We start from the raw sequence: 25679 nt of genomic DNA, 5'->3' as shown, positions 1-25679 counted from the left end.
CGTTCTTCAGCCGCCGAGGCGGGCACCCACTTGGCGGATCATCTCCAGCAGGCGCGGGCCGGCCGCCTCCAGCCGCCCTTCCTCCGCCGCGGCGCCGATGGTCGAGCAGCTGAAGCTGAACACGCCCTGGCCGCGCGGGTCGATCAGCGGGGCGCCCACCGCCGCCACATCCGGGCGCAGCTGGCCGATGACGATGCAGAAGCCCTGCCGCTCCAGCTGCGCGAAGGAGTGCCGGACCGCCGCCTGCTCCGCCGGCCAGGCCGCGCCGGCCCGCTGCCGCAGCCGCTCCAGCGTCTCCGCCTGCTGGCGGCGCTCCATGGCGAACAGCGCCGCATGGCCCAGCGCCGTGCGGGCGATGGGGAGGCGCGCGCCCATCTCGCTCGCCACCACCACCTGCCCGGCCATCTGCGCCAGCTCGAAATGCAGCATCTCGTCGCCCACCGGCATGGCGAGGTCCACCGGCAGGTCGATCGCCTCGCTCAGCGCCCGCATCAGCGGCGCCGCGACGCTGCGGATGTCGAGATGCGCCAGCCGCGACAGGCCCAGCCGCAGCGCCGCCGGGCCGAGCTGCCAGCCGCCGCGCTCCAGCCGCTCCAGATAGCCCATCGCCGCCAGGCTCAGCGCCAGGCGCGAGAGGGTGGAGCGCGTCAGCCCCAGCCGCTCCGCGAGCGCCTGACCGGAGAGCGGGCGCGGCGCGGCGGCGACGGCCTCCAGGATCTGGAAGCTCTTGCGCACGGCGGTCGGCACGGTGTCGGCGTCAGGGGTGGTCACAGGCGGAGGATAGCAGGCCGGGCCTCGCGGTAAATCCTGTATTTTGGGAAGCGATCCTGCATATTGACATCGTTGCCCAGCCGTCCTGTCCTGTCGCCGCAGCCTCGCATGCGTGAAAGGGCACCATGACCGTCCCGCTGACCGGCTATCTCGACCGCATCTCGGCCCGCCCCGGCGAGAGGCTGGCGGTGAAGGTCTCCGCCACGCTTCCTGGCGATTACGAGGCCGATCTGGTGCGGGTCGTCTCGGGCGACCCCAACCCGGCTGGCCCCGGCCTGATCCTGCGGCCGGTGCCGGCGGCTTTCGCGGGGCGCTATCCCGGCCGCTTCCAGCCGACGCATCTCGGCTCCTGCGCCCTGGTGGCGGCGATGGAGGGGGTGGCGCTGCCCCCCGACCCGACACGGGGCCTGACGCTGGGCCTGCGCGTGCAGCCCTGGCTGCTGACCGACCAGCCCGCCGTGCTGATGGCGCGGCAGGATGCGGCCGGCCATGGCTGGCGCCTCAGCCTCTCCAAGGCCGGCCCGGTCTTCGAGGCGCAGTGGCCCGGCGGCCATGCAAGCTGCGCGCTGGCGGCACCGCCGCAGCCCCGCGCCTGGTACGCGCTGACGGTCGAGATCCATGACGGCACCGTGCGCCTCACCCAGGCGCCGCTGCGCAAGGTCTGGGGCGCGGGCGGCGATGCCGGCGCGGCCGAGGCCGCCGGCTTCCGGCTGGACATGCTGCCCGCCGCGCCGCTCAGCATCGGCGCCGCCTGGCGCGACGGCGCCCCGCACGCCGTGTTCGACGGCCGCCTTGAGGACCCCTTCCTGTGCACGGGCAAGGCGCCGCCGGCCGGGCCTGCGGAAGGCCCTGGCCTGCTGGCGTGGTGGGATTTCTCCATCGGCATCGACACGCAGTCGGTGGTCGACCGCGGCCCGCGCGGCCTGCACGGCCGGCTGGTGAACCTGCCCACCCGCGCCGTGCGCGGCTCCCGCTGGGATGGCAGCGCCATGGTCTGGACCCAGGCGCCGCGCCACTACGCCGCCATCCACTTCCACGCCGATGACCTCGCCGATTGCGGCTGGGAGACGGATTTCCACGTGGAGATCCCCGCCGGCCTGCCCAGCGGCGCCTATGGCGTGCGGCTGCGCGCCGGAGGGCAGGAGGACATCATCCCCTTCTATGTGCTGCCGCCGCGCGGCACGGCGACGGCGCGCGTGGCGTTCCTGGCCTCCAGCTTCACCTACCAGGCCTATGCCAACCATGCGCGTGGCAATGCCGACGCGGCCTACCGCGCCCGCCGGGACGAATGGGGCGCCTATCCGCACAATCCGGACGACCACCACGACTACGCCCACTCCACCTACAACCGCCACCCGGACAACAGCGGCGTGGCGCTCTCCTCGCGGCTGCGGCCCATCCTCACCTGGCGGCCCGGCTTCCTCACCTTCAACGACGCGCGCGGCTCCGGCCTGCGCCACTACCCGGCCGACACCCACCTGATCGCCTGGGCCGACGCGCTGGGCATCGAAATGGACATCCTCACCGACGAGGATCTCGACAATGAGGGGGTGGAGCTGCTGCGCCCCTACAAGGTGGTGCTGACCGGCTCCCACCCCGAATACCACACCCCCGGCACGCTCGATGCGCTGCAGGCCTATGTCGGCACCGGCGGGCGGCTCTGCTACCTGGGCGGCAACGGCTTCTACTGGCGCGTGGCGCGGCGGCCGGACCTGCCGCATGTCATCGAGGTGCGCCGGGCCGAGGGCGGCATCCGCGCCTGGGCGGCCGAGACGGGCGAGTACTACCAGCAGCTCGATGGCGGCTATGGCGGCCTCTGGCGCCGCAACGGGCGGCCGCCGCAGATGCTGGCGGGCGTCGGCTTCTCCAGCCAGGGGCTGTTCGAGGGCTCCCACTACCGCCGCCTGCCGGATTCCCGCGCGCCGGACATGGCCTGGATCTTCGAGGGGATCGAGGGGGACATCCTCGGCGATTTCGGCCTCTCCGGCGGCGGCGCCGCGGGCTTCGAGCTGGACCGCGCGGACCCGCAGCAGGGCTCGCCGCCCAACATCCGCATCCTGGCGCGCTCGGAGGGGCACCAGTCGCATTTCGTCGCGGTGCCGGAGGAGCTGCTCTCCCACGTCAACACCGTGACGGGCGAGAGGCCGGCGGCGCTGATCCGCGCCGAGATCGTCTATTTCGAGACGGCGCAGGGCGGCGCGGTGTTCTCCACCGGCTCCATCACCTTCTGCGGCAGCCTGCCGCACAACGGCTTCGACAATCCCGTCTCGCGCATGCTGCGCAACGTCGTCACCCGCTTCGCCTCGGAGAGCCTCTCATGAGCCGCATCCTGCACCGCAGCCTGCGCAAGGACCCGCTGCTGGCCGTCTCCGGCCGGGGGCTGATGGTGCAGGGGGCGGAGGGACCGCCGGTGATCGACGCCTCGGGCGGCGCCGCCGTCGCCTGCATCGGCCATGGCGACGAGCGGGTGGTGCGCGCCATCACCGAGCAGGCGCGGCAGATCGCCTATGCCCACACCGTCTTCTTCACCTGCGAGGCCGCCGAGCAGCTGGCCGACCTGCTGGTGGGCGAGGCGCCGGGCGGCCTCACCCATGCCTATTTCGTCTCCTCCGGCTCGGAGGCAATGGAGGCGGCGCTGAAGCTGGCGCGGCAGTATTTCCTGGAGACCGGCGAGCCGCAGCGCACGCGCTTCATTGCCCGGCGGCAGAGCTACCACGGCAACACGCTGGGCGCGCTGGGCCTCGGCGGCAACATGGCCCGGCGCGAGCCCTACGAGCCGATCCTGGCCGGCTGCTTCAGCCATGTCTCGCCCTGCTTCGCCTATCGTGGCCAGGAGGCGGGGGAGAGCGACGCCGACTATGTCGCCCGCCTCGCCGCCGAGCTGGAGGCCGAGTTCCAGCGCCTCGGCCCGCAGAATGTCGCCGCCTTCGTCGCCGAGACCATCGTCGGCGCCACCACCGGCTGCGTCACCGCCCTGCCGGGCTACTTCCCGGCCATGCGCGAAGTCTGCGACCGGCATGGCGCGCTGCTGATCCTGGACGAGGTGATGTGCGGCATGGGCCGCTCCGGCACGCTGCACGCCTGGGAGCAGGAGGGCGTCTCGCCCGACATCCAGACCATCGCCAAGGGGCTGGGCGGCGGCTACCAGCCGATCGGCGCCATCCTGGCGCAGGGGAGGATCGTGCGCGCGCTCGCCGAGGGCTCGGGCGCCTTCAAGCACGGGCACACCTACCAGGCGCATCCCGTGGCCTGCGCGGCGGCGCTGGCCGTGCAGCGCATCATCCGCGAGGACGGGCTGCTGGAGAATGTGCGGGCCATGGGGGCGCGGCTGGAGGGCGCGTTGCAGGAGCGCTTCGGCAACCACGCCCATGTGGGCGACATCCGCGGGCGCGGCCTGTTCCGGGCGCTGGAATTCGTCGAGGACCGCGCCAGCCGCCGCAGCTTCGACCCCACCCGCAAGGTGAACGAGGCGGTGAAGGACGCCGCCATGGCGGCCGGCGTGATGATCTACCCGATGGGCGGCACCATTGACGGGCGCCGGGGCGACCATGTGATCATCGCCCCGCCCTACACGGCGACGGCGGCGGATATCGACCGCATCGTCGAGCGGCTGGGGCAGGCGGTGGAGGCGGCGCTGGCCTGACGCCCCAGGGCCTGACGCCTCAGGGTCTGATGCCTCAGGGCCTGGCCGCCGAGGGCGCGGCGCGAGCCTCCTGCTCGCGCTCGCGCAGGATGCGCAGGGCCACCGCGGCGGCGCTGCGCACATGGGCGCGGCACGCCTCCCAGGCGCCGGCCGCGTCCCGCGCCTCGATCGCCTCCACCACGCGGCGGATCTCGGCCACCGTGTCGGGCAGCCGGCCGGGGTCGGAGAGCGAGGTGGCGCGGAGCTGGGTGTTGCGGTTGATGATGGCCTCGAACATCCGCCCCACCAGCGGGTTGCGGCTGCCGCGCATCAGCACCTCGTAGAACTCCCGCTTCAGCCCGAGCAGCACCGCCTGGTCGGCGCCGCGCGGCGGCAGAGCGGCCAGCGCCTCGTAGATGCGGCGCAGCTCGGCCCGCTCCGCAGCCGAGGCGCGCAGCGCGAAGCCTTCGCCGGCCAGCGCCTCCAGCACGCCGCGCACCTCGTAGACCTGCTCCGCCTCGGCCGGCGAGAGGAAGCTGACGAAGGGACCGCGGTTGGGGATGGTGGTGACCAGCCCCTCCGCCTCCAGCAGCCGCACCGCCTCGCGCACCACGCTGCGGCTGGCGCCGAACAGCTCGCACAGCATGCGGTCCGGCAGGTGCTGCCCGGGGGCGAAGCGGCCGCTCATGATGGCGTTCCGCAGGCCTTCCTCGACCTGCTTGCGCATCGGTCGCGGCACCACGCGCAACGCCATGTCCTCCGTCATCGGCTTTCCACCGCCCCCTGCTGCCAGAACTCCTCTGCGATCCTAGCCAAGCCGGGCCAGGATCGGAAGATTGACTGACAAACCGGGAGGGGCTCAATCCGCCTTCGCGCCGGTCTCCCGGATGACGGCGCGCCAGCGCGCCGCCTCGCTGGCCATCAGCGCGCTGAGCGCGGCGGGCGTGACCTCGGGGGCGAGCTGCATGCCCTGGCTTTCCAGGAAGCGGCGCATCGCCTCCTGCCGCAGCGCGCCCTCCAGCGCCCGGCGCAGCGCCTCCCGCGCCGGCGCCGGCGTGGCCGCCGGCACCACCAGCCCGAAGAACACGGAGGCGTCGTAGCCCGGCAACCCCTGCTCGGTGATGGTGGGCGTCTCCGGCAGCACGGCCGAGCGGGCCGCCGTGGTGACGCCCAGCGCCCGCAGCCGGCCGGACTGGATGTGCGGCAGGGCGGTCAGCACATCGGTGAACACCATGGCGATGTGGCCGGCCAGCACGTCGTTCAGCGCCGGGCCGGTGCCACGATAGGGGATGTGCTCGAAGCGCGTGACCGCCATGCTGTTGAACAGCGCGCCCGACAGGTGCGAGGAGGCGCCATTGCCCGAGGAGCCGAAGGCCAGCGCCCGCCCGCCCTTGCCCAGCGCCACCAGCTCCGCGACCGAGCGGGCGGGAATGTCCGGATGCACCGCCAGCACGTTCGGGATGCGCCCGAGTGGCCCGACTGGGGCGAAATCCTTCAGCGGGTCATAGGTCTGGCCAGGATAGAGCATCTGGTTGATGGCCAGGGGGCCGGAGGTGCCGAACAGCACCGTCTGCCCGTCGGCGGCGGCGCGCGCCACGTATTCGGCGCCGACATTGCCGCCGGCCCCGGCGCGGTTCTCCACCACCACCGTCTGGCCCAGGACCTCCTGCAGCAGCATGGCGAGGCGGCGGGCGATCAGGTCGGTCGGGCCGCCGGGGGCGAAGGGGACCACCAGGCTCAGCACCTTGCCGCCCGGCTGCGCCAGGGCGGAGAGGGGAAAGGCGGCGAGGGGCAGGGCGGCCGCCGCAAGGGCGGCGCCCAGGGCGCGGCGGCCGATCATGCCACCGCTCCCGCGCCCTGGCCAGGGTCGGCCAGCAGTGGCGCCAGCTCCGCCTCCGTCTCCGGCGTGCCGGGTGCCAGCGGGTCGCGCGGCAGCACGCGGTGCCGCAGCACCAGCCGCGCCAGGGCCAGGCGCTCCGGCAGGCCGAGTTGCCCGGCCTCCCAGGCCAGGGCGGCGGCGGAGGTCAGGTGGTAGAGGGCGGAGGCCGCCTGCCGCGCCAGCTCCGGCCTCTCCTGGGCCTGGGCGGCCAGGGCCAGGGCGCGCTCCAGCGCCGCCGGCGCCTCGGGCAGCGCGCCGGCATTGCCGAGCAGCTCCAGCACGTGCCGTTGCAGCACGGGCAGCGAGCCCTCCCGCTGCGCCGCCCGCAGCACGTCGAGCGCCACGATGTTGCTGGTGCCCTCCCAGATGCTGCCGAGATGCGCGTCGCGCAACAGCCGCGCGTCGGACCATTCCTCGATGTAGCCGCAGCCGCCGCGCACCTCCATGGCGTCGCCCGTCACCTTGCGGGCGTCGCGGCAGGCGCGGAACTTCAGCAGCGGCGTCAGGATGCGCAGCAGCGCATAGGCGCCCTCCTCCCCGGCATCGGCGCGGCGCAGCGCCTCGGCGGCCTGGAACACCATGCTGCGCGCCTGCTCGGCCGGCAGCAGCAGCTTGAGGAGCTGGCGCCGCATCAGCGGCATCTCCACCAGCCGGCGGCCGAAGGCGACGCGGCGGTGGGCGATGAACAGCGCTTCGGTCGCCGCGCGGCGCATCAGCCCGGCGGCGCGCACGCCGTTGGAGAGGCGCGAGTTGTTCACCATGTCCGCCATCTGGCGGAAGCCGGCTTCCGGCTCGCCCACCAGCCAGGCCGTGGCGCCCTCCAGCCGGATCTCGCCGCTGGCCATGGAGCGGGTGCCGAGCTTGGCCTTCAGCCGCTGGATGCGGTAGCGGTTGGGCCGGCCATCCGGCAGGATGCGCGGCAACAGGAAGAGCGAGACGCCGCGCAGCCCGGGCGGCCCGCCCTCGCGCCGCGCCAGCACCATGGCGAGGTCCGCATCCGGGTTGGAGCAGAACCACTTGTCGCCGGAGAGCGCCCAGCTGCCATCCGCCTGCGGCGCGGCGGTGACGACGGTGGCCGCGATGTCGCTGCCGGCGCCCTGCTCGGTCATGAACATCGCGCCCTGGTGCAGCGTATCGAGATCCTGGCTGGTGAGGGCGGGCAGGTAGCGCGCCACCAGCGCCGGGCCGCCGAACTTGCGCAGGGTGCGCGTCAGGCTGTCGGTCATGCTGACCGGGCAGCACAGGCCGAACTCCGCCTGCACCAGCAGGTAGGTGAGGAGGTACTTGGCGGCGGGCGGCATCGGCGCGTCCCAGCCCAGCACGCCGCCGCGGTGGGAGAGCGCCGCCAGCCCGTACTCGCCGAAGGCGATGCGCTCCATCTCCCGGTAGGCCGGATGGTACTCGATGGATTGCGCGTCCTCGCCGCGCCGGTTGCGGCTGTGCAGCACGGGCGGGTTGCGGTCGGCGGCCGCGGCCAGCGTGTCCAGCGGGCCGCCGGCCAGGCCGCCCAGCCGGTCCAGATGCGGCGCCAGATGCGCCAGCAGGTCGGGCGGCAGGTAGAGTCCGGCGAGGCGCTGCAGCACCGGATCGGCGCGCCAAAGGTTGAGGCCGTGGCTGTCGGGCACGGCGGCGGCACCGCTCGGCGGCGCCAGGGCGGCTGCGCCGGGAGGCGGCGCGGGAGGGCGGAGATGCATGGCGTTCGCCTCGTTCGGTCGTTTCGTCCCGCGCCGATCCTGGGCAGCGGCCCCCGCGCGCGCCAGCCGATTTCTCCGCAGGGGGTTTTGCGCTAGGCTCACACCCCTCCATGACCTACCGACGCCTGCCCTCGCTTTCCGCGCTGCGCTGCTTCGAGGCGGCGGCCCGCCATGGCAGCCTCAGCCGTGCCGCGGCCGAGCTGCATGTGACGCCCGGCGCCGTCAGCCGCCAGGTACGGGCGCTGGAGGAGGAGCTGCGCGTGGCGCTGTTCCTGCGCGGCCCCGGCGGCGTGACGCCCACCCCGGCCGGCGAGACCCTCTTCGCCGCCGCCCGCGCGGGGCTGGACCGGCTGGCGGAGGGCGTCGCGCAAGCCACCGCGCCGGCACCGCGCCAGGCGCTGACGGTCGGCGCCTATGCCCTCTTCGCCAGCCGCTGGCTGATCCCGCGCTGGCCGCGGCTTCAGGCGCGCCACCCGGGGCTCGACATCACCCTCGTCACCACAGCCGACCCGCTGGCGCTCTCGCCCGGGCGGTTCGACGCGGTGATCGCCGTGGCGGGGCCGGCGGCGCGGCCGGGGCTGCTGGTGCAGCCCCTCGTGCCGATCGAGACGGTGCCGGTCTGCGCCCCCGCTTTGGCCGGGCCGCAGGGCTTCCGCTGGGAAGGCAAGCCGCTCCTGCATTCCCGCCAGCGCCCGCGGGACTGGGCCCGCTGGCTGGCGGCGGCCGGGGTGGAGGGGCCGGACCCGCGCCAGGGCGCCGCCTTCGAGAGCATCGGCCTCGCCATCGACGCGGCGGCGAGCGGCCTCGGCGTGGCGCTGGCGATCCGCGCCCTGATCGGGCCGGACCTGGAGGCGGGGCGGGTGGTCGTGCCGGTGCCCTTCGCGCGGCGCAGCGCGCATGGCTTCGTGCTGCTCTGCGAGGCGGCGCGCGCCGCGGAGGCCGGGCTGGCGGCCTTCCGCCACTGGCTGGCCGAGGAAGCCGGCATGCCCCCCGCCTGAGCGGCGCCCCTACCGGACCAGCACCACCAGTTCGGAATAGGGCGGCAGCAGCGGGTCGGCCGTGTAGAGCCGCACCGGCTCGGCCATGGCCTGGGCGATCAGCAGATGGTCGAACGGGTCCCGGTGGTGCTGCGGCAGCCCGGCGACCAGCATGGCGGCGGAGGCGCGCACCGGCAGCTCGACGAAGCCCGTGTCGAGTGCCGCGCGGAGGATGCGCTGCGGGTCGAAGGCGAAGTCCGCCCGGCCCAGCCGCGCCTTGATGGCGATTTCCCAGAGGCTGGCGGCGCTGAACAGCACCTCGTTCTCCGGCTCCTCCAGCGCGGCGCGGGCCTCGGGGCCGAGCCGGTGCGGCTCGGCCAGCGCCCAGAGCAGGATGTGGGTGTCCAGCAGCAGGCGCATCAGCCCGCCTCGAAGCCGGACAGCACCTCCTCGGGCAGTGGCGCGTCGAAATCCGCCGGGATGGAGAGCTGCCCCGCCAGCCGCCCCAGGCGCCGCCGCGGCCGCGCCGGCGCCTCCTCGAGCGGGACCAGCCGGGCCACGGGCCGCCCGGCGCGCGCGATGAGGATTTCCTCGCCCGCCGCCGCCGCATCGACGAGGCGGGAGAGGTGCGTCTTGGCGGCGTGGATGTTGACCGTCTGCATGGCGGGCCTCCTGCGCTCCTTCATAGCGGAACCTATCGGACTTAGTCCAGTCGGGTTGCATGTGCGAGGGCGCGCGCCGCCGGGTGGCCTCAGCCTCCGGGCCGCAGCAGGGGCAGCACCTCGCGCTCCGCCCCGGCATCGCCGGCGAAGCGGATCTCCCCCAGCAGGAAGGCCGTGGCGTCGCGGATCTCGCCCTCCAGCTCGCACGCGGCGGCCATGCCGTCGCCCAGGCGCAGGGCCTGCAGGATCGGCGCGTGGCGGTGGGCGTGCTCGGCCGGGCGGCCCATCAGCACCCAGCGCGCCTCCCAGAAGAGCGGGCCGCGCCGCAGCCACAGGCTTTCGATCATCCCCAGCAGCAGCGGCGCCTCGGCCATGCGGTAGAGGGTGAAGAGGAACTCCCGGTCCACGCGCAGGAAGTCTTCCGGCCGGCCGGAGCCGCGGACCCCGGCATGTTCCTCCAGCAGCCGCTCCAGCGTGGCCAGGGTGGCGGCGTCGAGCCGTGGCGCGGCCAGGCGCAGGGCGAGCGGCTCCAGCGCCGCGCGCACCTCGCCCAGCTCCAGGAAGGCCGCGCGGGTGAGGCGGGGCACGATGGCGGTGCCGGAGGGCGTGAGGTCCAGCGCCTGCTCCGCCGCCAGCCGGCGCAGCGCGGCGCGCACCGGCATCGGGCTGGTGCCGAGCGAGGTGGCGATGCGCCGCAGGGAAAGCTTGTCGCCCGGCGCGAAGGTGCCTTCCACCAGGGCCTGCCGGAGCCGGTGATAGGCCTGTTCCTCCAGGGGCGGCAAGGCGGAATGCGATTCAGGCGGATTCATCGAGATTCCTGTTGCTGGCATTTTGTGATCACAATAGCATCGCTCTTGAGATGGCATATGGTGCTGCGCCAAGCCGTCGCATCCTGTGTAGCGTGCGCCGGCCCGCATGGCAGTCGGGGGGCTGCCGGGCCATCGCCAAGCCCCTGTGGAGAGACCTGCATGAGTTCGGCCACCGCCCTGCGCCGCAACAGCGATCTCGGCACCGCGCTGGAGGAGGCCCGCGCGGCCTATGCCGCCGCGCGGCCGCGCAGCGCCGCCCTGCACGAGCGCGCCAGCGAGGTGATGCCGGGCGGCAACACCCGTTCCGTGCTCGCCTATGGCCCGTTCCCGGCCGCCATGGCGCGCGGCGAGGATTGCCGCCTGTGGGACCTGGACGGCCATGCCTATCTCGACCTCTGCGGCGAATACACGGCCGGGCTGTTCGGCCATTCCGAGCCGCGCATCCACAAGGCGCTGCACGCCACGCTGGAGGGCGGCATCAACCTCGCCGCGGTGGGGCAGGGGGAGGAGAGGCTGGCCCGCCTGCTGTGCGGCCGCTTCCCCTCGCTGCAGCGGCTGCGCTTCACCAACAGCGGCACCGAGGCCAACCTGATGGCGCTGACGGCCGCGCGCGGCTTCACCGGGCGCAACACCATCATGGTGATGCAGGGCGGCTACCATGGCGGGGTGCTCACCTTCCCGCTGGCGGGGCCGAGCCCGGCCACCCTGCCGCTGCCCTTCCTGCCCACGCCCTACAATGACAGCGCCGAGGCCACCCGCCTGGCCCGCGCCCATGCGCAGGACCTGGCCGCCATCATCGTCGAGCCGATGCTGGGCGGCGGCGGCTGCATTCCGGCGACGCCGGAGTTCCTCGCCACGCTGCGCGCCCTGGCCGACGAGACCGGCGCCGTGCTGATCTTCGACGAGGTGATGACCTCCCGCATGTCGGGCGGCGGGCTGCAGGCGCGGCTCGGCATCACGCCGGACATGACCTGCCTCGGCAAGTATATCGGCGGCGGCATGAGCTTCGGCGCTTTCGGCGGCCGGGCCGACATCATGGCGCAGTTCGAGAGCCGGGTGCCGCATGCCGGCACCTTCAACAACAACGTGCTGACCATGGCCGCCGGCGCCGTCGCGATGGGCGAGATCTTCACCGCCGAGGCGGCCGAGGCGCTGTTCCAGCGGGGCGAGGCGCTGCGCGGGCGGCTGAACGCGGCGGGGCGCGCGGCGGGCGTGCCGCTCGGCTTCACCGGGCTCGGCTCGATGATGACGGTGCATTTCCGCCAGCCCCTACCGGACCGCCCCTATGCCGCCACCCCCGCCGAGGAGGGCCTGCGGGAGCTGTTCTTCTTCGACATGCTGGCGGCCGGCCTCTACCTGGCGCGGCGCGGCATGGTGGCGCTGAGCCTGCCGGTGGGCGAGGCGGAGATGGACCGCTTCGTCGCCGCCGTCGGCGAGTTCGCCGAATCCCGCGCCGCGCTGCTGCGCGCCGGCGGCGTGGCCCCCTAGCAGGAGGCGGAGGAGGAGCGGCCCGCGGCCCTTCCTCCCGCCATCTCCGCCGCCCGCTGCAAGACGAACAAGGCCGCCCGCAAGGCCTGGACTGGGGAAACGCCGATCGGCTCGCCGGACGCGACCGGACGCATGGCGATCGGGCTGCAAATCTCGGGAGACCACAGATGCATCGTCGCCGCTTCATCGCGACCGCCGCCGGCCTCGCCGCCGCCGGAGCCGCCCCGCCGCTGCGCGCGGCCGGCTCCGCGGCGCGCGTGCTGCGCTTCGTGCCGCAGGCCAACCTCACGGCGCTGGACCCGATCTGGACCACCGCCGCCGTCACCACCAACCACGCCTACAACGTGTTCGACACGCTCTACGGCCTGGACGACGAGTTGCGCGTGCGCCCGCAGATGGCCGAGGGCCACACCGTCTCGCAGGATGGCCTCACCTGGGAGGTGCGCCTGCGCGAGGGCCTGCGCTGGCACGACGGGGAGAAGGTGCTGGCGCGCGACTGCGCCGCCAGCCTGGAGCGCTGGGCACGGCGCGACACCTTCGGCCAGTCCCTGGCCGCGCGCGTCGCGGAATGGGGCACCGCGGATGACCGCACCATCCGCATCCGGCTGCACCGGCCCTTTCCGCTGATGCTGGAGGCGCTGGCCAAGAGCGCCGCCATCATCCCCTTCATGATGCCGGAGCGCCTGGCGCGCACCGATCCGTTCAAGCAGGTGACGGAGATGGTGGGATCCGGCCCCTACCGCTTCCTGGCCGCCGAGTATGTCTCCGGCAGCCGTGTCGCCTATGCGCGCTTCGACGGCTACGTGCCGCGCCAGGAGCCGCCGCAGCGCAGCAGCGGTGGCAAGGTGGCGCATTTCGACCGCATCGAGTGGCATGTGATGCCGGACGCGGCGACCGCCGCCGCCGCCTTGCAGGCCGGCGAGATCGACTGGTGGGACCAGGTGCACCCGGACCTCGCGCCGCTGTTGCAGCGCAACCGCCGGGTGAAGGTCGCCGTCAACGACCCGATGGGCTACATCGGCACGCTGCGCTTCAACTGCCTGCACGCGCCCTTCGACAACGCCGCCATCCGCCATGCCCTCCTCTACGCCGCCAAGCAGGAGGACTACATGCGGGCGGTCACGGCGAACGACCCGGAACTGTTCCGCCTCTGCCCCTCCATGTGGCCCTGCGGCACGCCCTACGGCACCGAGGCGGGGTCCGAACCGCTGCAGGGGCCGCGCGACCTGGGACGCGCCAAGGCGATGCTGCGCGATGCCGGCTACAAGGGCGAGCGTGTTGTCATCCTCAACCCGACGGACATGCCCAGCATGGCGCCCTTCGGCCTGGTGACGGCCGACCTGCTGCGGCGCCTGGACATGAATGTCGAGCTGGTGGAGACCGACTGGGGCTCCGTGGTGCAGCGCCGCTCCAGCCGCGCGCCAGTGGAGCAGGGTGGCTGGAGCATCTTCCACACCTGGTGGCCCTCCCTCTCCATCTACACGCCGGCGATCAATCCCGTGCTGCGCGGCCAGGGGGACAAGGGCTGGTTCGGCTGGTACGAGAACGCGGCGGTGGAGCGGATGGCGGAGGAATGGCTCAGCGCCCCCGACGAGGCCACCCGGGCCGCCATCGCCGAGCAGATCCAGCGCGTCTCCTTCGAGCAGGCGCCGATCATCCCGCTGGGCCAGTTCTTCATGCGCACCGCCTACCGCACAGACCTCAGCGGCTTCCTGACCGGCAGCGTGCCCTATGCGTGGAACGTGCGGCGTGGCTGAGGCGGGGCGGAACCCATCGGGCAAGGAGAGAGGAAACGATATGACGAGGCTGACGCGCGACGAGATGCGGGGCAAGGCACAGACGGTGCTGGGGCTGATCGACCCCGCCGGGCTCGGCTCCACCCTGATGCACGAGCATCTGATCTGGAACATCACCCCGCCGCCCGAGCGGGACAAGCCGCTCGGCGAGCTCGACCTCGGGCAGTGGTGGGATCTGCAGACCCGCACGGTGAAGGACTACCGCAACTCGACGCAGCTCGATGTGGGCGTGGCGACGCGGGCCGCGGCGGAGGTGGTGCAGCATGGTGGCCGCACCATCGTCGAGCTGACCATCGGCGGGCTGATGCCGGACCCGGAGGGGCTGGCCCGGGCGTCGCGCGAGAGCGGCGCGCAGATCGTCATGGGCTGCGGCCACTACGTGCATGACTACCAGGACCCGGCGAACGAGGCCCGCGGCGTCGATGAGCTGGCGCAGGAGATGGTGGACCAGATCCAGCTCGGCGCCTGGGGCACCGATGTGCGCGCCGGGCTGCTCGGCGAGATCGGCTGCCAGTGGCCCTGGACCGACCTCGAGAAGAAGATGCTGCACGCCGCATGCCTGGCGCAGCAGGAGACCGGCGCGGCGCTCACCATCCACCCCGCCCGCGACCAGGACCACCCGTGGATGCTGGTCGAGTTCCTGCGCGCGCATGGCGCCGACCTCTCGCGCACCATCATCGACCATATCGACCGCACCATCTTCGACGACGAGCGGCTGTTCCGCCTGGCCGATGCGGGCGTCATCCTGGAATGGGATCTGTTCGGCCAGGAGAGCTGCTACTACCAGCCGAACCCGGACATCGACCTGCCGAACGACGCGCAGCGCCTGCGCGACATCCGCCGCGTCATCGACCGCGGCCATGGCGACCAGGTCGTCATCAGCCACGACATCTGCCACATCGTGCAGATGACCGAGTTCGGCGGCCATGGCTATGCGCACATCTACAAGAAGGTCATCCCGCTGATGCGCCGGCGCGGCTTCAGCGAGGCGGAGATCGACGCGATCATGGTGGGCACGCCGCGCCGGCTGCTGACCTTCGTCTGACGCGCGCGCGGGGAGGGGGCGTGCCCTCCCCGGAGCGGCATCAGCGGCGCGGACCGCCCGCGCCGCGCCGCGCCGTTCAAGACTGGCCGAGCACGCCGTCCACGCGCCGCCACAGCCCCATCGGGTTGCCGTCGCGCAGCGCCTCCGGCAGCAGCGCCGCCGGCATGTCCTGGTAGCAGACCGGCCGCAGGAAACGGCCGATGGCGAGGGTGCCGACGGAGGTGGAGCGGCCATCGGAGGTGGACGGATACGGCCCGCCATGCACCATGGCGTGGCTGACCTCCACGCCTGTCGGGTAGCCGTTCACCAGGATGCGGCCGACCCGCCGCTCGAGCACCGGGAGCAGCCGGCGCGCCATCTCGACATCGCCCTCCTCCATCTGGATGGTGGCGGTGAGCTGCCCCTCCAGCCCCTCGGCGAGGCGGAGCATGGTCTCGGCATCCGGGCAGCGGATGACGAGGGAGGCGGCGCCGAACACCTCCTCGGCCAGGGCCGGGTCGGCCATGAAGTGCTCGGCTGTGGTCTCGAACAGCGCGGCCTCGCCCTGGGTGGCGGCGCTGGCCACCTGCCCCGAGGCGACCTTGCGCACGCGGTTGTTGCCGGCGAGGTGCGAGATGCCGGCCTGGTAGGCGCCGAGGATGCCGGGGGTCAGCATGGTCTGCGCCGGGGCGCCGCCCAGCGCCTCAGTCGCGGCGCCGAGGAAGGTCTCCAGCTCCGGACCGTCCAGGGCCAGCACGAGGCCTGGATTGGTGCAGAACTGCCCGGCACCGAGGGTGAGGGAGCCGACGAAGGCCCTGCCGATGCCGGCGGCGCGGCTGGCCATCGCCTGCGGCAGCAGGAAGACGGGGTTGATGCTGCTCATCTCGGCATAGACCGGGATCGGCTCGGGGCGGGCGGCGGCCGTCTTCATCAGGGCGGTGCCGCCGGCGCGGGAGCCGGTGAAGCCCACCGCCTTGATGCGCGGATCGGCGACCAGCCCCTGGCCGACCACCTGGCCCGAGCCGAACAGCAGGGAGAACACGCCTTCCGGCAGGCCGCAGGCCTTGACGGCGGACTGGATGGCGCGGCCGACCAGCTCGGAGGTGCCGGGATGGGCGGAATGCGCCTTCACCACCACCGGGCAGCCCGCGGCCAGGGCCGAGGCGGTGTCGCCGCCGCCCACCGAGAAGGCGAGCGGGAAGTTGGAGGCCCCGAACACCGCCACGGGGCCGAGCGGGATCATGCGCAGGCGCAGATCCGGGCGCGGCAGCGGCTGGCGGTCGGGCAGGGCGGGATCGATGCGGGCATTGAGGTAGGTGCCATCCCGCACCTCCTTGGCGAAGAGGCGGAGCTGGCCGACGGTGCGGCCGCGCTCGCCCTCCAGCCGGCCGCGCGGCAGGCCGCTCTCCGCCATGGCGCGGGTGATCAGCGCGTCGCCGATGTCGAGGATGGCCTGGGCGCAGGCCTCCAGGAAGCCGGCGCGAATCTCGGGTGTGGTCTCGCGGTAGCTGTCGAAGGCCTGCCAGGCCAGGGCGCAGGCACGCTCCACATCCGCCGCCGTGCCACCGCCGAAGGCAGGCTCCATCGGCTGGCCGGTGGCCGCCTCGATCGCGCGGATGGGTTTGTCGGTGCCGCGCAGGGCCGTGGCGCCGATCAGCATCTCGCCGGAAATGGACATGGACGCTTCCTTTCTGTCCGTCAGAAGGCACCGGGTTCCGCCGCGGCAGGGCCTGCGTCGTTTCGGTCCGTTGCCGACCTGCCTTACAGGCTGCGCGGGAATGGCGCCATACGCACGCCAGCCAGGAGCGGCACGGCTTAGCTTCCAGGCCATATTTATTTTTCATAATATATATTCTAGGGTTTCTTTGCTCGTGGGGCCGGCACCGTTTTCCACGGGAGCGAAGCAGTGGCTTGACCCACCGGGCCGGCTTGAAAACAGTGGCGGGCATGGCCCAGACCGCGCCCCGCCCCCTGCCGCCGAGCCTCTACGCGCGGACCGCCGCCCCGGCGCCGGACACGCCGCCGCTGCCGGGCGATGCCAGCACGGATGTCGCCATCATCGGCGGCGGCTTCACCGGCCTGTCCACGGCGCTGCATCTGGCCGAGCGTGGCATCCCCACCACCGTGCTGGAGGCGCATGAGCCCGGCTGGGGTGCCTCCGGCCGCAATGGCGGCCAGGTGAATCCCGGCCTGAAGCACGCGCCGGATGCGGTGGAGGCCCGCTTCGGCCCGGATCTGGGCCGCCGCATGGTCGCCTTCAGCCACGCCGCGCCCGATTACGTGTTCGAGCTGGTCCGCCGCCACCAGATCCGTTGCGAGGCACGGCAGGATGGAACGCTGCGCGTGGCCACCAGCCCCGCCGCGGCGGCGGAGCTGCGCCTTCTGCACCGCGCCTGCCTGGAGCGCGGCATGCCGGTGCGGCTGCTGGAGGGCGCGGCGCTGCAAGAGGCGGTGGGCACGGCCTTCTATCCGCTCGGCTTCCTCGATCCCCGCGGCGGGCATCTCAACCCGCTGGGCTATGCGCGCGGCCTGGCGCGTGCCGCCCAGGCGCTGGGGGCGCGGGTGCATGGCGGCACGCCGGCCATCGCCCTGCGGCGGGAGGCGGATGGGTGGCGGGTGGAGACGCCGCAGGGCGTGGTGCGGGCGCGGCAGGTCCTGCTCGCCACCAACGGCTATTCCGGCGGGCTCTGGCCCGGGCTGGCGGAGAGCATCGTGCCCGTGTTCAGCGCCATCCGCGCCACGGAGCCGCTGCCGCCCGAAGTGGCGGCCGGCATCGTGCCGTTCCGGGGCGCGGTGTTCGAGACGGGCCGCATCACCGTCTACTACCGCATGGACGAGGCGGGGCGGCTGCTGATGGGCGGCCGCGGGCCGCAGCGCGAGCTGCAGGACCCGGAGCGGCTGGACTACCTGATGCGCCATGCCGGGCGGCTGTGGCCGCAGCTGCGCGGCGCGCGCTGGGCCGAGGGCTGGAACGGCCAGCTCGCCGTGACGCCCGACCACTACCCGCATGTGCACGCGCCGGCCCCGGGCCTGCTCTGCTGCCTGGGCTACAACGGCCGCGGCGTCGCCCTGGCCAGCCATATGGGCCGCCTCCTCGCCGCCCGGCTGGCGGAGGGCGAGGCGGCCGCCTTCGACATGCCCGTGCTGCCGCTGAAGCCGCTGCCGCTGCACCGCTTCTGGCGCCTCGGCGTCTGGGCGGAAGTGTGGCGCGGGCGGCTGCTGGACCGGCTGGGGCGGTAGCCGCGCCGCCTCAGGCCGCCAGCGCCATGCCGTCCCGCTGCGGGTCGGCGCCGCCCTCGATGCGGCCATCCGGCAGGCGACGCAGCCCGTGCGGGGCGCCGAAGGCATAGCTCTGGTAGGAGCGGGCGACCGGGTAGCCCATCCCCTCCAGCGCCCGCGCCACGCCCTGCGGGATGCGGTTGGCCACGTCGATCGTGTCGCTCAGCGCGACGATGCGGGGCGCCGCCACGGCCTCGGCCATGCTCATGCCGAAATCGAGCACGTTCATCAGCGCCTGGGCGATCGCCGGCACGATGTAGGTGCCGCCCGGCGCGCCGAGGACAATGGCGGGATGCTCCCCCTCGAAGACCAGGGTGGGCGCCATGGCGCTGCCGCGGCTCTTGCCTGGCGCGATGGAGGCGGCGCGGCCCGGGCGCGGGTCGAAGCCGCTCATGCAGCCATTGTACATGAAGCCGAGGCCGGGGGTGATGACGCCGGAGGGAATGCCCAGCGTGTGCGTCAGCGAGACGGCGTTGCCCGCGCCGTCGATGACGCAGACCACGGTGGTGTCCGGCGGGTCCTTGGCCGCCGGCTCCCCGGCGCGGGGCACATGCGCCACCTCCCCGGCCTTGATGCGCGCGGCGATTTCGGCGGCGTAGCCGCCCGAGAGCAGGCGGTCGAGCGGCACATCGACGAAGTCGGGGTCGCCCATGTGGCGGTCCTTGTCGATGGTCATCCACTTCATCGCCTCGGCCAGGATGCGGAGGTGCTCCGGGCCGTTGTGCGGCAGGCTGGCGAGGTCGAAATGCTCCAGGATGTGCAGCAGCTCGATCAGCGATCCGCCGCCCGCCGGCGGCGGGTTGGAGGCGATGCACCGCCCCCGGTAGCTTCCCCAGACCGGCGCCTTCTCGCGCACGCGGTAGGCGGCGAGATCCCCCGCGGTGATCAGGCCGCCGCGCGCCGCCATGTCCGCCACCATCTCGCGCGCGATGTCGCCGCGGTAGAAGGCCTCCGCCCCGCCCTCGGCGATGCGCTCCAGGGTGCGCGCCATCTCCGGGTTGCGCAGCGTGTCGCCGGGGCGCTTCATCCGGCCATCGGCGTGGAAGTAGACCTGCCGCCCCGTCTCGCTGAAGCGCAGCTTGTCCGCCACGTTCACCTGGCCGTCGCCGCCATGGTCGAGCGCCCAGTAGTAGTGCATGTAGGGCCGCACCATGACGCCCTGGTGCGCCTGGGCGATGGCGGGCGCCATCACCGCCCGCAGCGGCATGGTGCCGAAGCGCGAGAGCGCCTCCGTGTAGCCCGCCACATTGCCCGGCGTGCCGATGGCGCCGTAGCCGATGTCGTTGCGCTGGTCGTCGAGCAGGAAGACGAAGCCGTCGCGCGACTGGCCGATGAAGCGGCTCTCCCACATGTCCTCGCTCGCCGCCAGGGGCGCGCGGGCGAAGAACTCCAGCACCGTGTGCACCCCCTGCCCCGGCAGGCAGAGCTGCATGGCGCCGAAGCCACCGATGCCGCACATCTGCGGGTCCACCACCCCCTGCGCGAAGGCGCAGGCGATGGCGGCATCCACCGCATTGCCCCCCTGGCGGAGGATCTCCACCCCCGCCTCGGCCGCCTCCGGCTGGGCCGCCACCACCATGCCGCGCATCGCGTCTCTCCCTCCTGGTTCCGTCTCTTGGTCAGTCCGGCGTGATGCCGGAGGCCTGGATCACCGGCGCCCAGGCGGCCACCTCCTGGCGCACGAAGGCCTGCGCCTCGTCCAGGTAGAGGCGGCCCGCCGTCGTCGCCGTCTCGGCGAAGCGGCGCTGCACGTTGGCCGTGCCCTGGGCGTGGCGCACCGCCTCGGCCAGCCTCTCCAGCACCGGGCGCGGCGTGCCGGCGGGGGCGGCGAGGCCGGCCCAGCCATCGGCCACCACATCCGGGTAGCCCAGCTCGCGGAAGGTCGGCACCTCCGGGAAGTCGGGCGAGCGCTGCGGCGCCGAGGTGGCCAGCGGCCGCAGGGCGCCGGAGCGGAGATGCGCGCTGGTGGCCGTCAGGCTGTCGAGCACGCTCGGCACCACGCCGGCCATGACGTCGGTGATGGCCTGGGTGGAGCCGCGATAGGGCACGTGCTCCAGCGCCACGCCGGTGGCCCTGGCCAGCCGCAGCCCGAGCAGGTGCGCGACGCCGCCGACGCCGGAGGTGCCGTAATCCATCGGCTTCGCCCGCGCCGCCGCCAAATACTCCGCCAGGCTGCGGATGGGCAGGCGCGGGTCGACGCAGAGCAGGTAGGGCGTGCCCATCATGATGGCGACATGCGCGAAGGAGCGGTCCGCGTCGTACTGGATGCGGTCGCGGTAGAGGGTCTGGCCGATGGCCAGGCCGCTGATGGTGGTGATGAGCAGCGTGTAGCCATCGGCCACCGCGCGCGCCACATAGCCGGTGCCGAGGGTGGAGCCGGCGCCGCCCCGGTTCTCCAGCACGATGCTCTGGCCGAGCACGCCCGTCATCTCCTGCGCGATGACGCGGGCGGCGATGTCGGTCGCGCCGCCGGCGCCGAAGGGCACGATCATGCGGATGGGCTGGGCCTGCGGCCAGGGCGCGGCCTGCGCCGCCGCCGGCCGCGCGGCGAGGCCGGCGGCGAGCGGCAGTGCCCCGAGCAGGGCGCGGCGGGTGGGCAGGGTGGTCATGCGGCGGTTTCCCCGGCGGCGGCGAGAAGCAGGAAGGCAGGCACGGCGAACTGCGCGAAGGCGCGCACCAGCGGCAGGTCGGCCTCGGTGTACCAGCCCTCGGCGTGCATCAGGTTCACCTGCCCCAGGGTGCGGCCCTGCCAGCGCACCGGCGTGTTCATGGCGCTGCCGCAGCCCAGCGCCGAGGCGCCGGCATGGTCGGGGTAGGAGCGGCGCAGCTCCTCCGCCGCGCGGATCAGGATGGGGCGGCCATGCTCCATCAACTCCCGCATCCGCGGCGCCTGGGAGGCGCGCTTGCGCCCGCCCACCGGGTAGTGCTCCGGGTGGTTGGACCAGACGCGCTCCGCCTCGCCATCCGGATAGTGGATCTGGATGGTGCAGAGGCGGTGGCCCACCGCCTCGGCCAGCGCCTGCTCCAGCGCCTGGAACAGGGCGGCGGGCTGGCCCGGCTCGGCCTGGGCCAGGGCGAGGCGCGCCAGGGCGGGCCAGGGATCGGGGCGCGCGGCGGTCATGAGGGGGTGGCGTCCATGGCCAGGGTCCGCTCGTCCGAGCGCGGCTGGAAGGCGATGCCCTGCCGCACCGCCCAGAGGTTCTGCAGCATCAGCAGCGGGATGATGGGCGTCTCGGCCATGGCCTGCTCCGTGGCCGCGACCAGCAGCCGCTCGCGCTCCGCCTCGTCCACGGTGGAGACGGCGCGGGCAATGGCGGCATCCAGCGCCGGGTCGCTGTAGCGGCCGTAATTGTAGAGGCCGAGGCTGCGCTCCTTGCTGTTGGTGGCGAAGCACTGGCTCAGCATGTAGCCGCCCTCGAAGGTGGCGCTGCCCCAGCCCCACAGCCCCATGGAGAATTCCTGCCGGCCGCCGCGCGCGGCATAGGTGCTCCAGGGCATCGCCTCCACCGTGGTCTGCACGCCGATGCGCGTCCACATCTGCGCCACGGCCTGGGCGAGGCGGGCATCGTTGGGATAGCGGTCGTTCGGCGTGTGCAGGGTCAGGCGGAAGCCTTCCGGCAGGCCGGCTTCGGTCAGCAGGCGGCGGGCGCGGGCCGGGTCGGGCTGCGGCGGCACCACCTTCGGGGCGTAGGAATAGCCGCCGGGCGGCATCCACTGGTTGGTGGGCGTGCCGGTGCCGAGCATCACCCGGTCGCCCAGCGCCTCGCGGTGCAGGGCGAGGGAGAGCGCCTCGCGCACCCGCCGGTCGCGGAAGGGGTTGCGCGGCAGGGGCGTGCCTTGCGCGTCGGTGACGAAGGGGCTCTCCCCCTCGCGCGAGAGGTCCGGCACCAGGTAGATCAGCCGGATGCCGGGGATGGCCTTGACCGAGACGCGCTCATCCTCCCGCAGCCGCGGCAGGTCGCTGACCGAGGGGGTGTCGACCAGGTCCACATCGCCCGAGAGCAGCGCGGCGGTGCGGCCGGCCGGGTTGCTCAGCAGCCGCAGCGAGACGCTCTCCCAGGCCGGGCGGCCGCCCCACCAGGCATCATGGCGCGCCAGCTCCACCCGGTTGCCCGGCGTGTAGCCGGCGAAGCGGTAGGGGCCGGTGCCGATGGCCGCCTTGCCGGAATTGTAGTCGGCCGTGCTGGCCCCCTCCCCCACCCGGCGCGAGACGATGCCGACATAGGTGAGGTTCGGCCCGAGGTCGGGCGCCGGCACGGGGGTGTGCAGGCGGATGGTCAGCGGGTCGATCACCTCCACCCGCTCCACCGCGCGCAGGAAGCCGCCGAAGCCGCCCGGGCTGTTCGGCACGTCCCGGGCACGCTCGAAGGTGAAGACCACGTCGTCCGCCGTGAAGTCGCCGCCATCGTGGAACTTCACGCCGGGGCGCAGCCTGAATTCCCACAGCGTGTCCGAGAGCGGCTTCCATTCCGTGGCGAGGCCGGGGATCAGCCGGCCATCCGGCGCGCGGTTGATCAGCCGCTCGAACATGTGCATCGCGACCGTGTGGTTCGGCACGGCGTGGTAGAAATGCGGATCGATGGTGGTGAATGCGCCGCCGAGGCCGATGCGCAGGGCCGTGCCCTGGGCGGGACCCTGGGCGTGCGCGGGGCGGGGCGCCAGCGCGCCCCAGCCGGTGGTGGCGAGGGCGCCGCCAAGGGCACCTGCGGCGGCAATAAGGTCACGACGTCGCATGGGGCAACTCCAGGGCAGCGGTGTAGGGGCGGAGCGGCAGCTCCAGGGCGGAGGCGCGGTCGCCGCCGCGCAGCAGGGTCAGGCGCGGCGGGCGGCCATGCGGCACCTGCACCGCGTGGTCGGCGTCGGCGCCGGAGAGGGAGAGGCGGAGGCGGCTGCCGGCCCGGAACACCCAGGCCACGGGCAGCAGCGGAATGCGGATGCGCTCCGCCCGCCCCGGCACCAGCGGCGCCGCATCCTCCCGCCGGAAGCTGCGGAAGGGCCAGGTGGTGCGGTAGTTCTCCGGCCCCGGGCTCTCCTTGCGGTGCAGGGCGCGCAGCAGCCCCTCGGTGACGTAGCGCACCGTGCCGTCCGCCTCCACCTCGGAGAGATAGACGAAGAGCGCGGCATCCGGCTCGCTGCTCTCCAGCCAGAGATCGGCCAGGCCGTGCCCGGCCAGTTCCATCGCCTGCGGCAGCGGCGCCGAGGTCCAGCCCGGCAGCGCGGCTTCCCGCTCCTGCCAGTCGGCGTGGTAGGTGGTGCTGTTGATGCCGGCGATGCGCTCGTAGCGCGTGCCCGGCCCGCTGCCCCAGGCGAAATCCGCCATGGTGGTGTCGGCCCCCGCCGCGCCGGGGGACTCGGCCAGGGCGTTCCCTTCCGCGAGAAGCAGGCGCCGCGTCTCCGGCACGGGCGGCCAGGCCTCGGCGCTGCGCCACGCCTCGGCATGCATCGCGAAGTAGTGGATGGGCGCCTCCTGCTCCAGCCCCGTGGGCCGGCGCAGCAGGTAGTGGTCAAAGAAGCGCAGCAGGGCGCCGAGCAGGTCAAAATCCGGCGTCTGCGCCCGGCGCCAGGGCGAGACATGGCAGCGCGCGCCATGGTCCCAGGGGCCAAGGATGAGGTGCACCGGGTTGTCGCGCAGCGTCAGGTAGCGGGAGATGGCGCCGTTGGCGTAGCCCGCGCCATCCATCCAGCCGGAGACGGCCAGCACCGCCACATCCGGCCGGATGCCGCCGCGCACCGAATAAGGGCTGAAGGAGGCGGAGCTGAAGGACGCGTCGTAGGGCAGCGGCTCCTCGCGGAAGCGGAACTCGCCCATGAAGTCCGGCTGGCGGAAATTGCCGAGATGCTCACGCAACGCCTCGGCCAGCAGTGTGCCGTCGGCGTCCTCGTCCACCGGGTGCGGGCCGGCGAGGTCGGGGTTGGCGTAGTAGACGTAGTTGCGCAGCAGGTCGCGCCGGTCGTGGTCCATGGCGACCATCAGGTCGTCATAGCTCTTGGCGAGCTGCTTCAGCAGGATGCCGCCGGGATAGTAGTTGTCCGCGTAGGTGTCCCACACGGCGAAGAGCGGCGCGATGGCCTTCACCGCGGGATGCCCCGTGCTGGCCAGGAAGTCCGAGGCCGCGCCGGGGTAGGAGATGCCCGTGGCGCCGATCTGCCCGTCCGACCAGGTCTGCGCCACGATCCAGTCGGCGATCTCGCGGCTGTCCTCGCGCTCGCGCGGGGAGCGGAAGCTGTCGCGCGTGCCGAAGCTGGCGCCGGTGCCGCGCACATCCACCACCACCACCGCGTAGCCGCGCGGCACCAGGTGGCGGACGAACTTGCCGGCATTGGGGATGGCGTCGCCGCTGCCGCCCTCGCGCAGCCGGAAGCGGCGGTAATAGGGCGTCAGGATCAGGATGGCGGGCACGGCGCCCTCTGCCCCCTCCGGCCGCCAGACATCGATGGCGATGCGGCAGCCGTCGCGCATGGTCAGGTAGCGGGAGGCGGGCGCCGCCGGCAGGGCGAAGGGCGCCTCGCGGCGGGCGGCGTAGTCCGCGGGGGCGAGGCGCCAGGCGGTGCCGCTCTCGTCGCGGTCAGACATGGCGCTTCGGGCCTCCTGGGCGGCCGGTACGGGGGGCGGCATCTGTCATCATTCCGTCAGCGTTCGGCCAGGGCCGTCCTTGCGTCAAATGCATTATCCGGTGCAGATCATGCGCTTTCCGCACAGGATGAGGAGGCCGCATGCTCAAGATCAGCGCGCTGGAGGCGCTGCGGGCCTTCGTCGAATGCGGCTCGGTCAGCCAGGCGGCGGCGCGGCTCGGGCGCACCCAGCCGCAGGTGGGGCGGCTGCTGGCGGGGCTGGAGCAGTCCCTCGGCTTCGCCCTGTTCACGCGGGAGCGGCAGCGCCTCTCCCTGACGCCGGAGGGGCGGCGCTTCTACCAGCAGGCGGAGCGTGTGCTGGCCGGGCATGACGGGCTGGCGCAGCTCGCGGGGCAGATCCGCGGCGGGCAGCGGGACAGCCACCTGCGCATCCTCACCGCGCCGCAGATGGCCAATGCCCTGCTCGGCGAGGCGCTGGCCGAGATGGCCCGCCGCGCGCCGGACTTCACCGCCAGCATCGACACCCGCGTGCGGCTGGATGCCGAGGCGGTGGTGGGCCAGGAGCATTTCGATCTGGGCGTGACGGTGCCGCCCCTGCAGCACCCCGGCCTGCGGGTGGAGCCGCTCTGCGAGGTGGAGGCGGTGGTGGTGATGCGGCGCGACCACCCCCTCGCCGCGCGCCGGCAGGTGGAGTTGCCGGCCCTGGTGGAGCACGACCTCATCGCCACCCATGCGCGCTCGTTGCTGCGGCAGCGGCTGGAGCAGCATTGCCGGCAGGCGGGCCTGATGCCGCGCTACCGCTTCGAGGCCGCCAATGGCGTGGTGGTGTGCCAGATGGCGGCGCAGGGCCTCGGCCTGGCGCTGGCCGACCCCTTCGTGGCGCTCTCGGCGGCCGCGCCGCAGCTCGTCATGCGGCGCTTCCTGCCGGCCGTGCCGCTGCCCTACGGGCTGTTCTACCCGGCCTGGCAGGCCCGCTCGGAGACGGCGCAGGTCTTCGCTGGCCTGGTCTCCGAGGTGGCGCAGCGGCAGGCGGAGCAGCTCATGCGCCGGCTGCGCCGCGGCTGGGGCGCGGGCGCCTCGTCCCAGTCCAGCACCGGCGTCACGC

At 73.5% G+C, this 25679-nt stretch carries 21 protein-coding genes; 8 read left to right on the top strand and 13 right to left on the bottom strand.

Annotated elements, in window-relative coordinates:
- Positions 1–6 precede the first annotated feature (6 nt).
- The gene (locus tag ACZJYS_RS01205; protein WP_493175323.1) at positions 7–771 is read right to left on the bottom strand and encodes an IclR family transcriptional regulator; all 765 of its coding nucleotides are present in this window, start codon (positions 769–771) and stop codon (positions 7–9) included.
- A gap of 125 nt (positions 772–896) precedes the next feature.
- Here ACZJYS_RS01205 and ACZJYS_RS01200 point away from each other — a divergent pair, with 125 nt between their 5' ends.
- Both ACZJYS_RS01200 and ACZJYS_RS01195 read left to right on the top strand, forming a co-directional pair.
- The gene (locus ACZJYS_RS01200) at positions 897–3092 is read left to right on the top strand and encodes a N,N-dimethylformamidase beta subunit family domain-containing protein (RefSeq protein WP_493175321.1); all 2196 of its coding nucleotides are present in this window, start codon (positions 897–899) and stop codon (positions 3090–3092) included.
- On the top strand, positions 3089–4414 hold the full coding sequence (locus ACZJYS_RS01195; RefSeq protein ID WP_493175319.1) for an aspartate aminotransferase family protein: 1326 nt from the start codon (positions 3089–3091) through the stop codon (positions 4412–4414). Before ACZJYS_RS01200 ends, ACZJYS_RS01195 begins: the two co-directional genes overlap by 4 nt.
- Before the next feature lie 34 nt (positions 4415–4448).
- Here the strand turns inward: ACZJYS_RS01195 and ACZJYS_RS01190 are convergent, their stop codons facing one another.
- From ACZJYS_RS01190 to ACZJYS_RS01180, 3 genes are all read right to left on the bottom strand, one after another.
- A complete protein-coding gene (locus ACZJYS_RS01190) occupies positions 4449–5159 on the bottom strand; it encodes a GntR family transcriptional regulator (protein WP_493175317.1) in 711 nt (236 codons plus the stop codon).
- 93 nt (positions 5160–5252) lie between these two features.
- Positions 5253–6233 (bottom strand): Bug family tripartite tricarboxylate transporter substrate binding protein, encoded by a 981-nt coding sequence (locus ACZJYS_RS01185; protein ID WP_493175315.1) that lies wholly within the window; start codon positions 6231–6233, stop codon positions 5253–5255.
- A complete protein-coding gene (locus ACZJYS_RS01180) occupies positions 6230–7966 on the bottom strand; it encodes an acyl-CoA dehydrogenase family protein (RefSeq protein WP_379651413.1) in 1737 nt (578 codons plus the stop codon). Before ACZJYS_RS01180 ends, ACZJYS_RS01185 begins: the two co-directional genes overlap by 4 nt.
- 110 nt (positions 7967–8076) lie before the next feature.
- Here ACZJYS_RS01180 and ACZJYS_RS01175 point away from each other — a divergent pair, with 110 nt between their 5' ends.
- The gene (locus ACZJYS_RS01175; RefSeq protein ID WP_109517068.1) at positions 8077–8964 is read left to right on the top strand and encodes a LysR substrate-binding domain-containing protein; all 888 of its coding nucleotides are present in this window, start codon (positions 8077–8079) and stop codon (positions 8962–8964) included.
- A 9-nt stretch (positions 8965–8973) separates the two neighbouring features.
- Here the strand turns inward: ACZJYS_RS01175 and ACZJYS_RS01170 are convergent, their stop codons facing one another.
- From ACZJYS_RS01170 to ACZJYS_RS01160, 3 genes are all read right to left on the bottom strand, one after another.
- On the bottom strand, positions 8974–9363 hold the full coding sequence (locus ACZJYS_RS01170) for a type II toxin-antitoxin system VapC family toxin (protein WP_109517067.1): 390 nt from the start codon (positions 9361–9363) through the stop codon (positions 8974–8976).
- Positions 9363–9605 (bottom strand): type II toxin-antitoxin system Phd/YefM family antitoxin, encoded by a 243-nt coding sequence (locus ACZJYS_RS01165; RefSeq protein ID WP_109517066.1) that lies wholly within the window; start codon positions 9603–9605, stop codon positions 9363–9365. The genes ACZJYS_RS01170 and ACZJYS_RS01165 overlap by 1 nt, the downstream gene beginning before the upstream one ends.
- An 89-nt stretch (positions 9606–9694) precedes the next feature.
- Positions 9695–10414: a GntR family transcriptional regulator gene (locus ACZJYS_RS01160; protein ID WP_493175311.1), complete on the bottom strand. Its 720-nt coding sequence runs from the start codon at positions 10412–10414 to the stop codon at positions 9695–9697.
- A 159-nt stretch (positions 10415–10573) separates the two neighbouring features.
- Between ACZJYS_RS01160 and ACZJYS_RS01155 the strand changes: the two genes are divergently transcribed.
- The 3 genes from ACZJYS_RS01155 to ACZJYS_RS01145 all read left to right on the top strand — a co-directional run bounded on the left by ACZJYS_RS01155 (position 10574) and on the right by ACZJYS_RS01145 (position 14743).
- On the top strand, positions 10574–11902 hold the full coding sequence (locus tag ACZJYS_RS01155; RefSeq protein ID WP_493175309.1) for an aspartate aminotransferase family protein: 1329 nt from the start codon (positions 10574–10576) through the stop codon (positions 11900–11902).
- A gap of 167 nt (positions 11903–12069) precedes the next feature.
- Entirely contained in the window at positions 12070–13659 is a 1590-nt protein-coding gene (locus ACZJYS_RS01150; RefSeq protein ID WP_493175308.1) for an ABC transporter substrate-binding protein, read from the top strand.
- Positions 13660–13699: 40 nt separating this feature from the next.
- Positions 13700–14743 (top strand): phosphotriesterase family protein, encoded by a 1044-nt coding sequence (locus tag ACZJYS_RS01145; RefSeq protein WP_493175306.1) that lies wholly within the window; start codon positions 13700–13702, stop codon positions 14741–14743.
- 76 nt (positions 14744–14819) lie between these two features.
- Here ACZJYS_RS01145 and ACZJYS_RS01140 read toward each other — a convergent pair whose 3' ends face one another.
- Complete coding sequence (locus ACZJYS_RS01140) at positions 14820–16400, bottom strand: aldehyde dehydrogenase (NADP(+)) (protein WP_493175305.1); 1581 nt, start codon at positions 16398–16400, stop codon at positions 14820–14822.
- Positions 16401–16669: 269 nt separating this feature from the next.
- On the opposite strand from ACZJYS_RS01140, the gene ACZJYS_RS01135 reads away from it, so the two are divergent.
- On the top strand, positions 16670–17962 hold the full coding sequence (locus ACZJYS_RS01135) for an NAD(P)/FAD-dependent oxidoreductase (RefSeq protein WP_493175304.1): 1293 nt from the start codon (positions 16670–16672) through the stop codon (positions 17960–17962).
- Positions 17963–17972: 10 nt separating this feature from the next.
- Here ACZJYS_RS01135 and ggt read toward each other — a convergent pair whose 3' ends face one another.
- From ggt to ACZJYS_RS01110, 5 genes are read right to left on the bottom strand one after another with little or no spacing between them, the layout of a single operon-like run.
- On the bottom strand, positions 17973–19589 hold the full coding sequence (ggt, locus tag ACZJYS_RS01130) for a gamma-glutamyltransferase (protein WP_493175302.1): 1617 nt from the start codon (positions 19587–19589) through the stop codon (positions 17973–17975).
- A gap of 31 nt (positions 19590–19620) precedes the next feature.
- A complete protein-coding gene (locus tag ACZJYS_RS01125) occupies positions 19621–20610 on the bottom strand; it encodes a Bug family tripartite tricarboxylate transporter substrate binding protein (RefSeq protein WP_493175300.1) in 990 nt (329 codons plus the stop codon).
- Entirely contained in the window at positions 20607–21122 is a 516-nt protein-coding gene (locus ACZJYS_RS01120; protein WP_109517057.1) for a GAF domain-containing protein, read from the bottom strand. Before ACZJYS_RS01120 ends, ACZJYS_RS01125 begins: the two co-directional genes overlap by 4 nt.
- Positions 21119–22735, bottom strand: coding sequence for an ABC transporter substrate-binding protein (locus tag ACZJYS_RS01115; RefSeq protein ID WP_493175298.1), 1617 nt, complete (start codon positions 22733–22735; stop codon positions 21119–21121). The genes ACZJYS_RS01120 and ACZJYS_RS01115 overlap by 4 nt, the downstream gene beginning before the upstream one ends.
- A complete protein-coding gene (locus tag ACZJYS_RS01110) occupies positions 22722–24575 on the bottom strand; it encodes a CocE/NonD family hydrolase (protein WP_493175296.1) in 1854 nt (617 codons plus the stop codon). Before ACZJYS_RS01110 ends, ACZJYS_RS01115 begins: the two co-directional genes overlap by 14 nt.
- 140 nt (positions 24576–24715) lie before the next feature.
- On the opposite strand from ACZJYS_RS01110, the gene ACZJYS_RS01105 reads away from it, so the two are divergent.
- Positions 24716–25679 (top strand): LysR family transcriptional regulator (locus ACZJYS_RS01105; protein WP_493175294.1); only part of this gene is annotated, 964 nt, incomplete at its 3' end.

This window comes from Roseomonas sp. TS2 (assembly GCF_058833935.1).
Note: the sequence above shows the minus strand (reverse complement) of the source record. Positions and strands in the feature narration are given on the sequence as shown.

Excerpts from the sequence above, each read along its gene's own strand:
- ggt (WP_493175302.1), bottom strand. The coding sequence starts at position 19,589 with ATGCGCGGCATGGTGGTGGCGGCCCAGCCGGAGGCGGCCGAGGCGGGG.
- ACZJYS_RS01150 (WP_493175308.1), top strand. The coding sequence starts at position 12,070 with ATGCATCGTCGCCGCTTCATCGCGACCGCCGCCGGCCTCGCCGCCGCC.
- ACZJYS_RS01190 (WP_493175317.1), bottom strand. The coding sequence starts at position 5,159 with ATGACGGAGGACATGGCGTTGCGCGTGGTGCCGCGACCGATGCGCAAG.
- ACZJYS_RS01115 (WP_493175298.1), bottom strand. The coding sequence starts at position 22,735 with ATGCGACGTCGTGACCTTATTGCCGCCGCAGGTGCCCTTGGCGGCGCC.
- ACZJYS_RS01175 (WP_109517068.1), top strand. The coding sequence starts at position 8,077 with ATGACCTACCGACGCCTGCCCTCGCTTTCCGCGCTGCGCTGCTTCGAG.
- ACZJYS_RS01135 (WP_493175304.1), top strand. The coding sequence starts at position 16,670 with ATGGCCCAGACCGCGCCCCGCCCCCTGCCGCCGAGCCTCTACGCGCGG.
- ACZJYS_RS01155 (WP_493175309.1), top strand. The coding sequence starts at position 10,574 with ATGAGTTCGGCCACCGCCCTGCGCCGCAACAGCGATCTCGGCACCGCG.
- ACZJYS_RS01140 (WP_493175305.1), bottom strand. The coding sequence starts at position 16,400 with ATGTCCATTTCCGGCGAGATGCTGATCGGCGCCACGGCCCTGCGCGGC.
- ACZJYS_RS01200 (WP_493175321.1), top strand. The coding sequence starts at position 897 with ATGACCGTCCCGCTGACCGGCTATCTCGACCGCATCTCGGCCCGCCCC.
- ACZJYS_RS01170 (WP_109517067.1), bottom strand. The coding sequence starts at position 9,363 with ATGCGCCTGCTGCTGGACACCCACATCCTGCTCTGGGCGCTGGCCGAG.
- ACZJYS_RS01165 (WP_109517066.1), bottom strand. The coding sequence starts at position 9,605 with ATGCAGACGGTCAACATCCACGCCGCCAAGACGCACCTCTCCCGCCTC.
- ACZJYS_RS01185 (WP_493175315.1), bottom strand. The coding sequence starts at position 6,233 with ATGATCGGCCGCCGCGCCCTGGGCGCCGCCCTTGCGGCGGCCGCCCTG.
- ACZJYS_RS01120 (WP_109517057.1), bottom strand. The coding sequence starts at position 21,122 with ATGACCGCCGCGCGCCCCGATCCCTGGCCCGCCCTGGCGCGCCTCGCC.
- ACZJYS_RS01180 (WP_379651413.1), bottom strand. The coding sequence starts at position 7,966 with ATGCATCTCCGCCCTCCCGCGCCGCCTCCCGGCGCAGCCGCCCTGGCG.
- ACZJYS_RS01160 (WP_493175311.1), bottom strand. The coding sequence starts at position 10,414 with ATGAATCCGCCTGAATCGCATTCCGCCTTGCCGCCCCTGGAGGAACAG.
- ACZJYS_RS01195 (WP_493175319.1), top strand. The coding sequence starts at position 3,089 with ATGAGCCGCATCCTGCACCGCAGCCTGCGCAAGGACCCGCTGCTGGCC.
- ACZJYS_RS01145 (WP_493175306.1), top strand. The coding sequence starts at position 13,700 with ATGACGAGGCTGACGCGCGACGAGATGCGGGGCAAGGCACAGACGGTG.
- ACZJYS_RS01125 (WP_493175300.1), bottom strand. The coding sequence starts at position 20,610 with ATGACCACCCTGCCCACCCGCCGCGCCCTGCTCGGGGCACTGCCGCTC.
- ACZJYS_RS01110 (WP_493175296.1), bottom strand. The coding sequence starts at position 24,575 with ATGTCTGACCGCGACGAGAGCGGCACCGCCTGGCGCCTCGCCCCCGCG.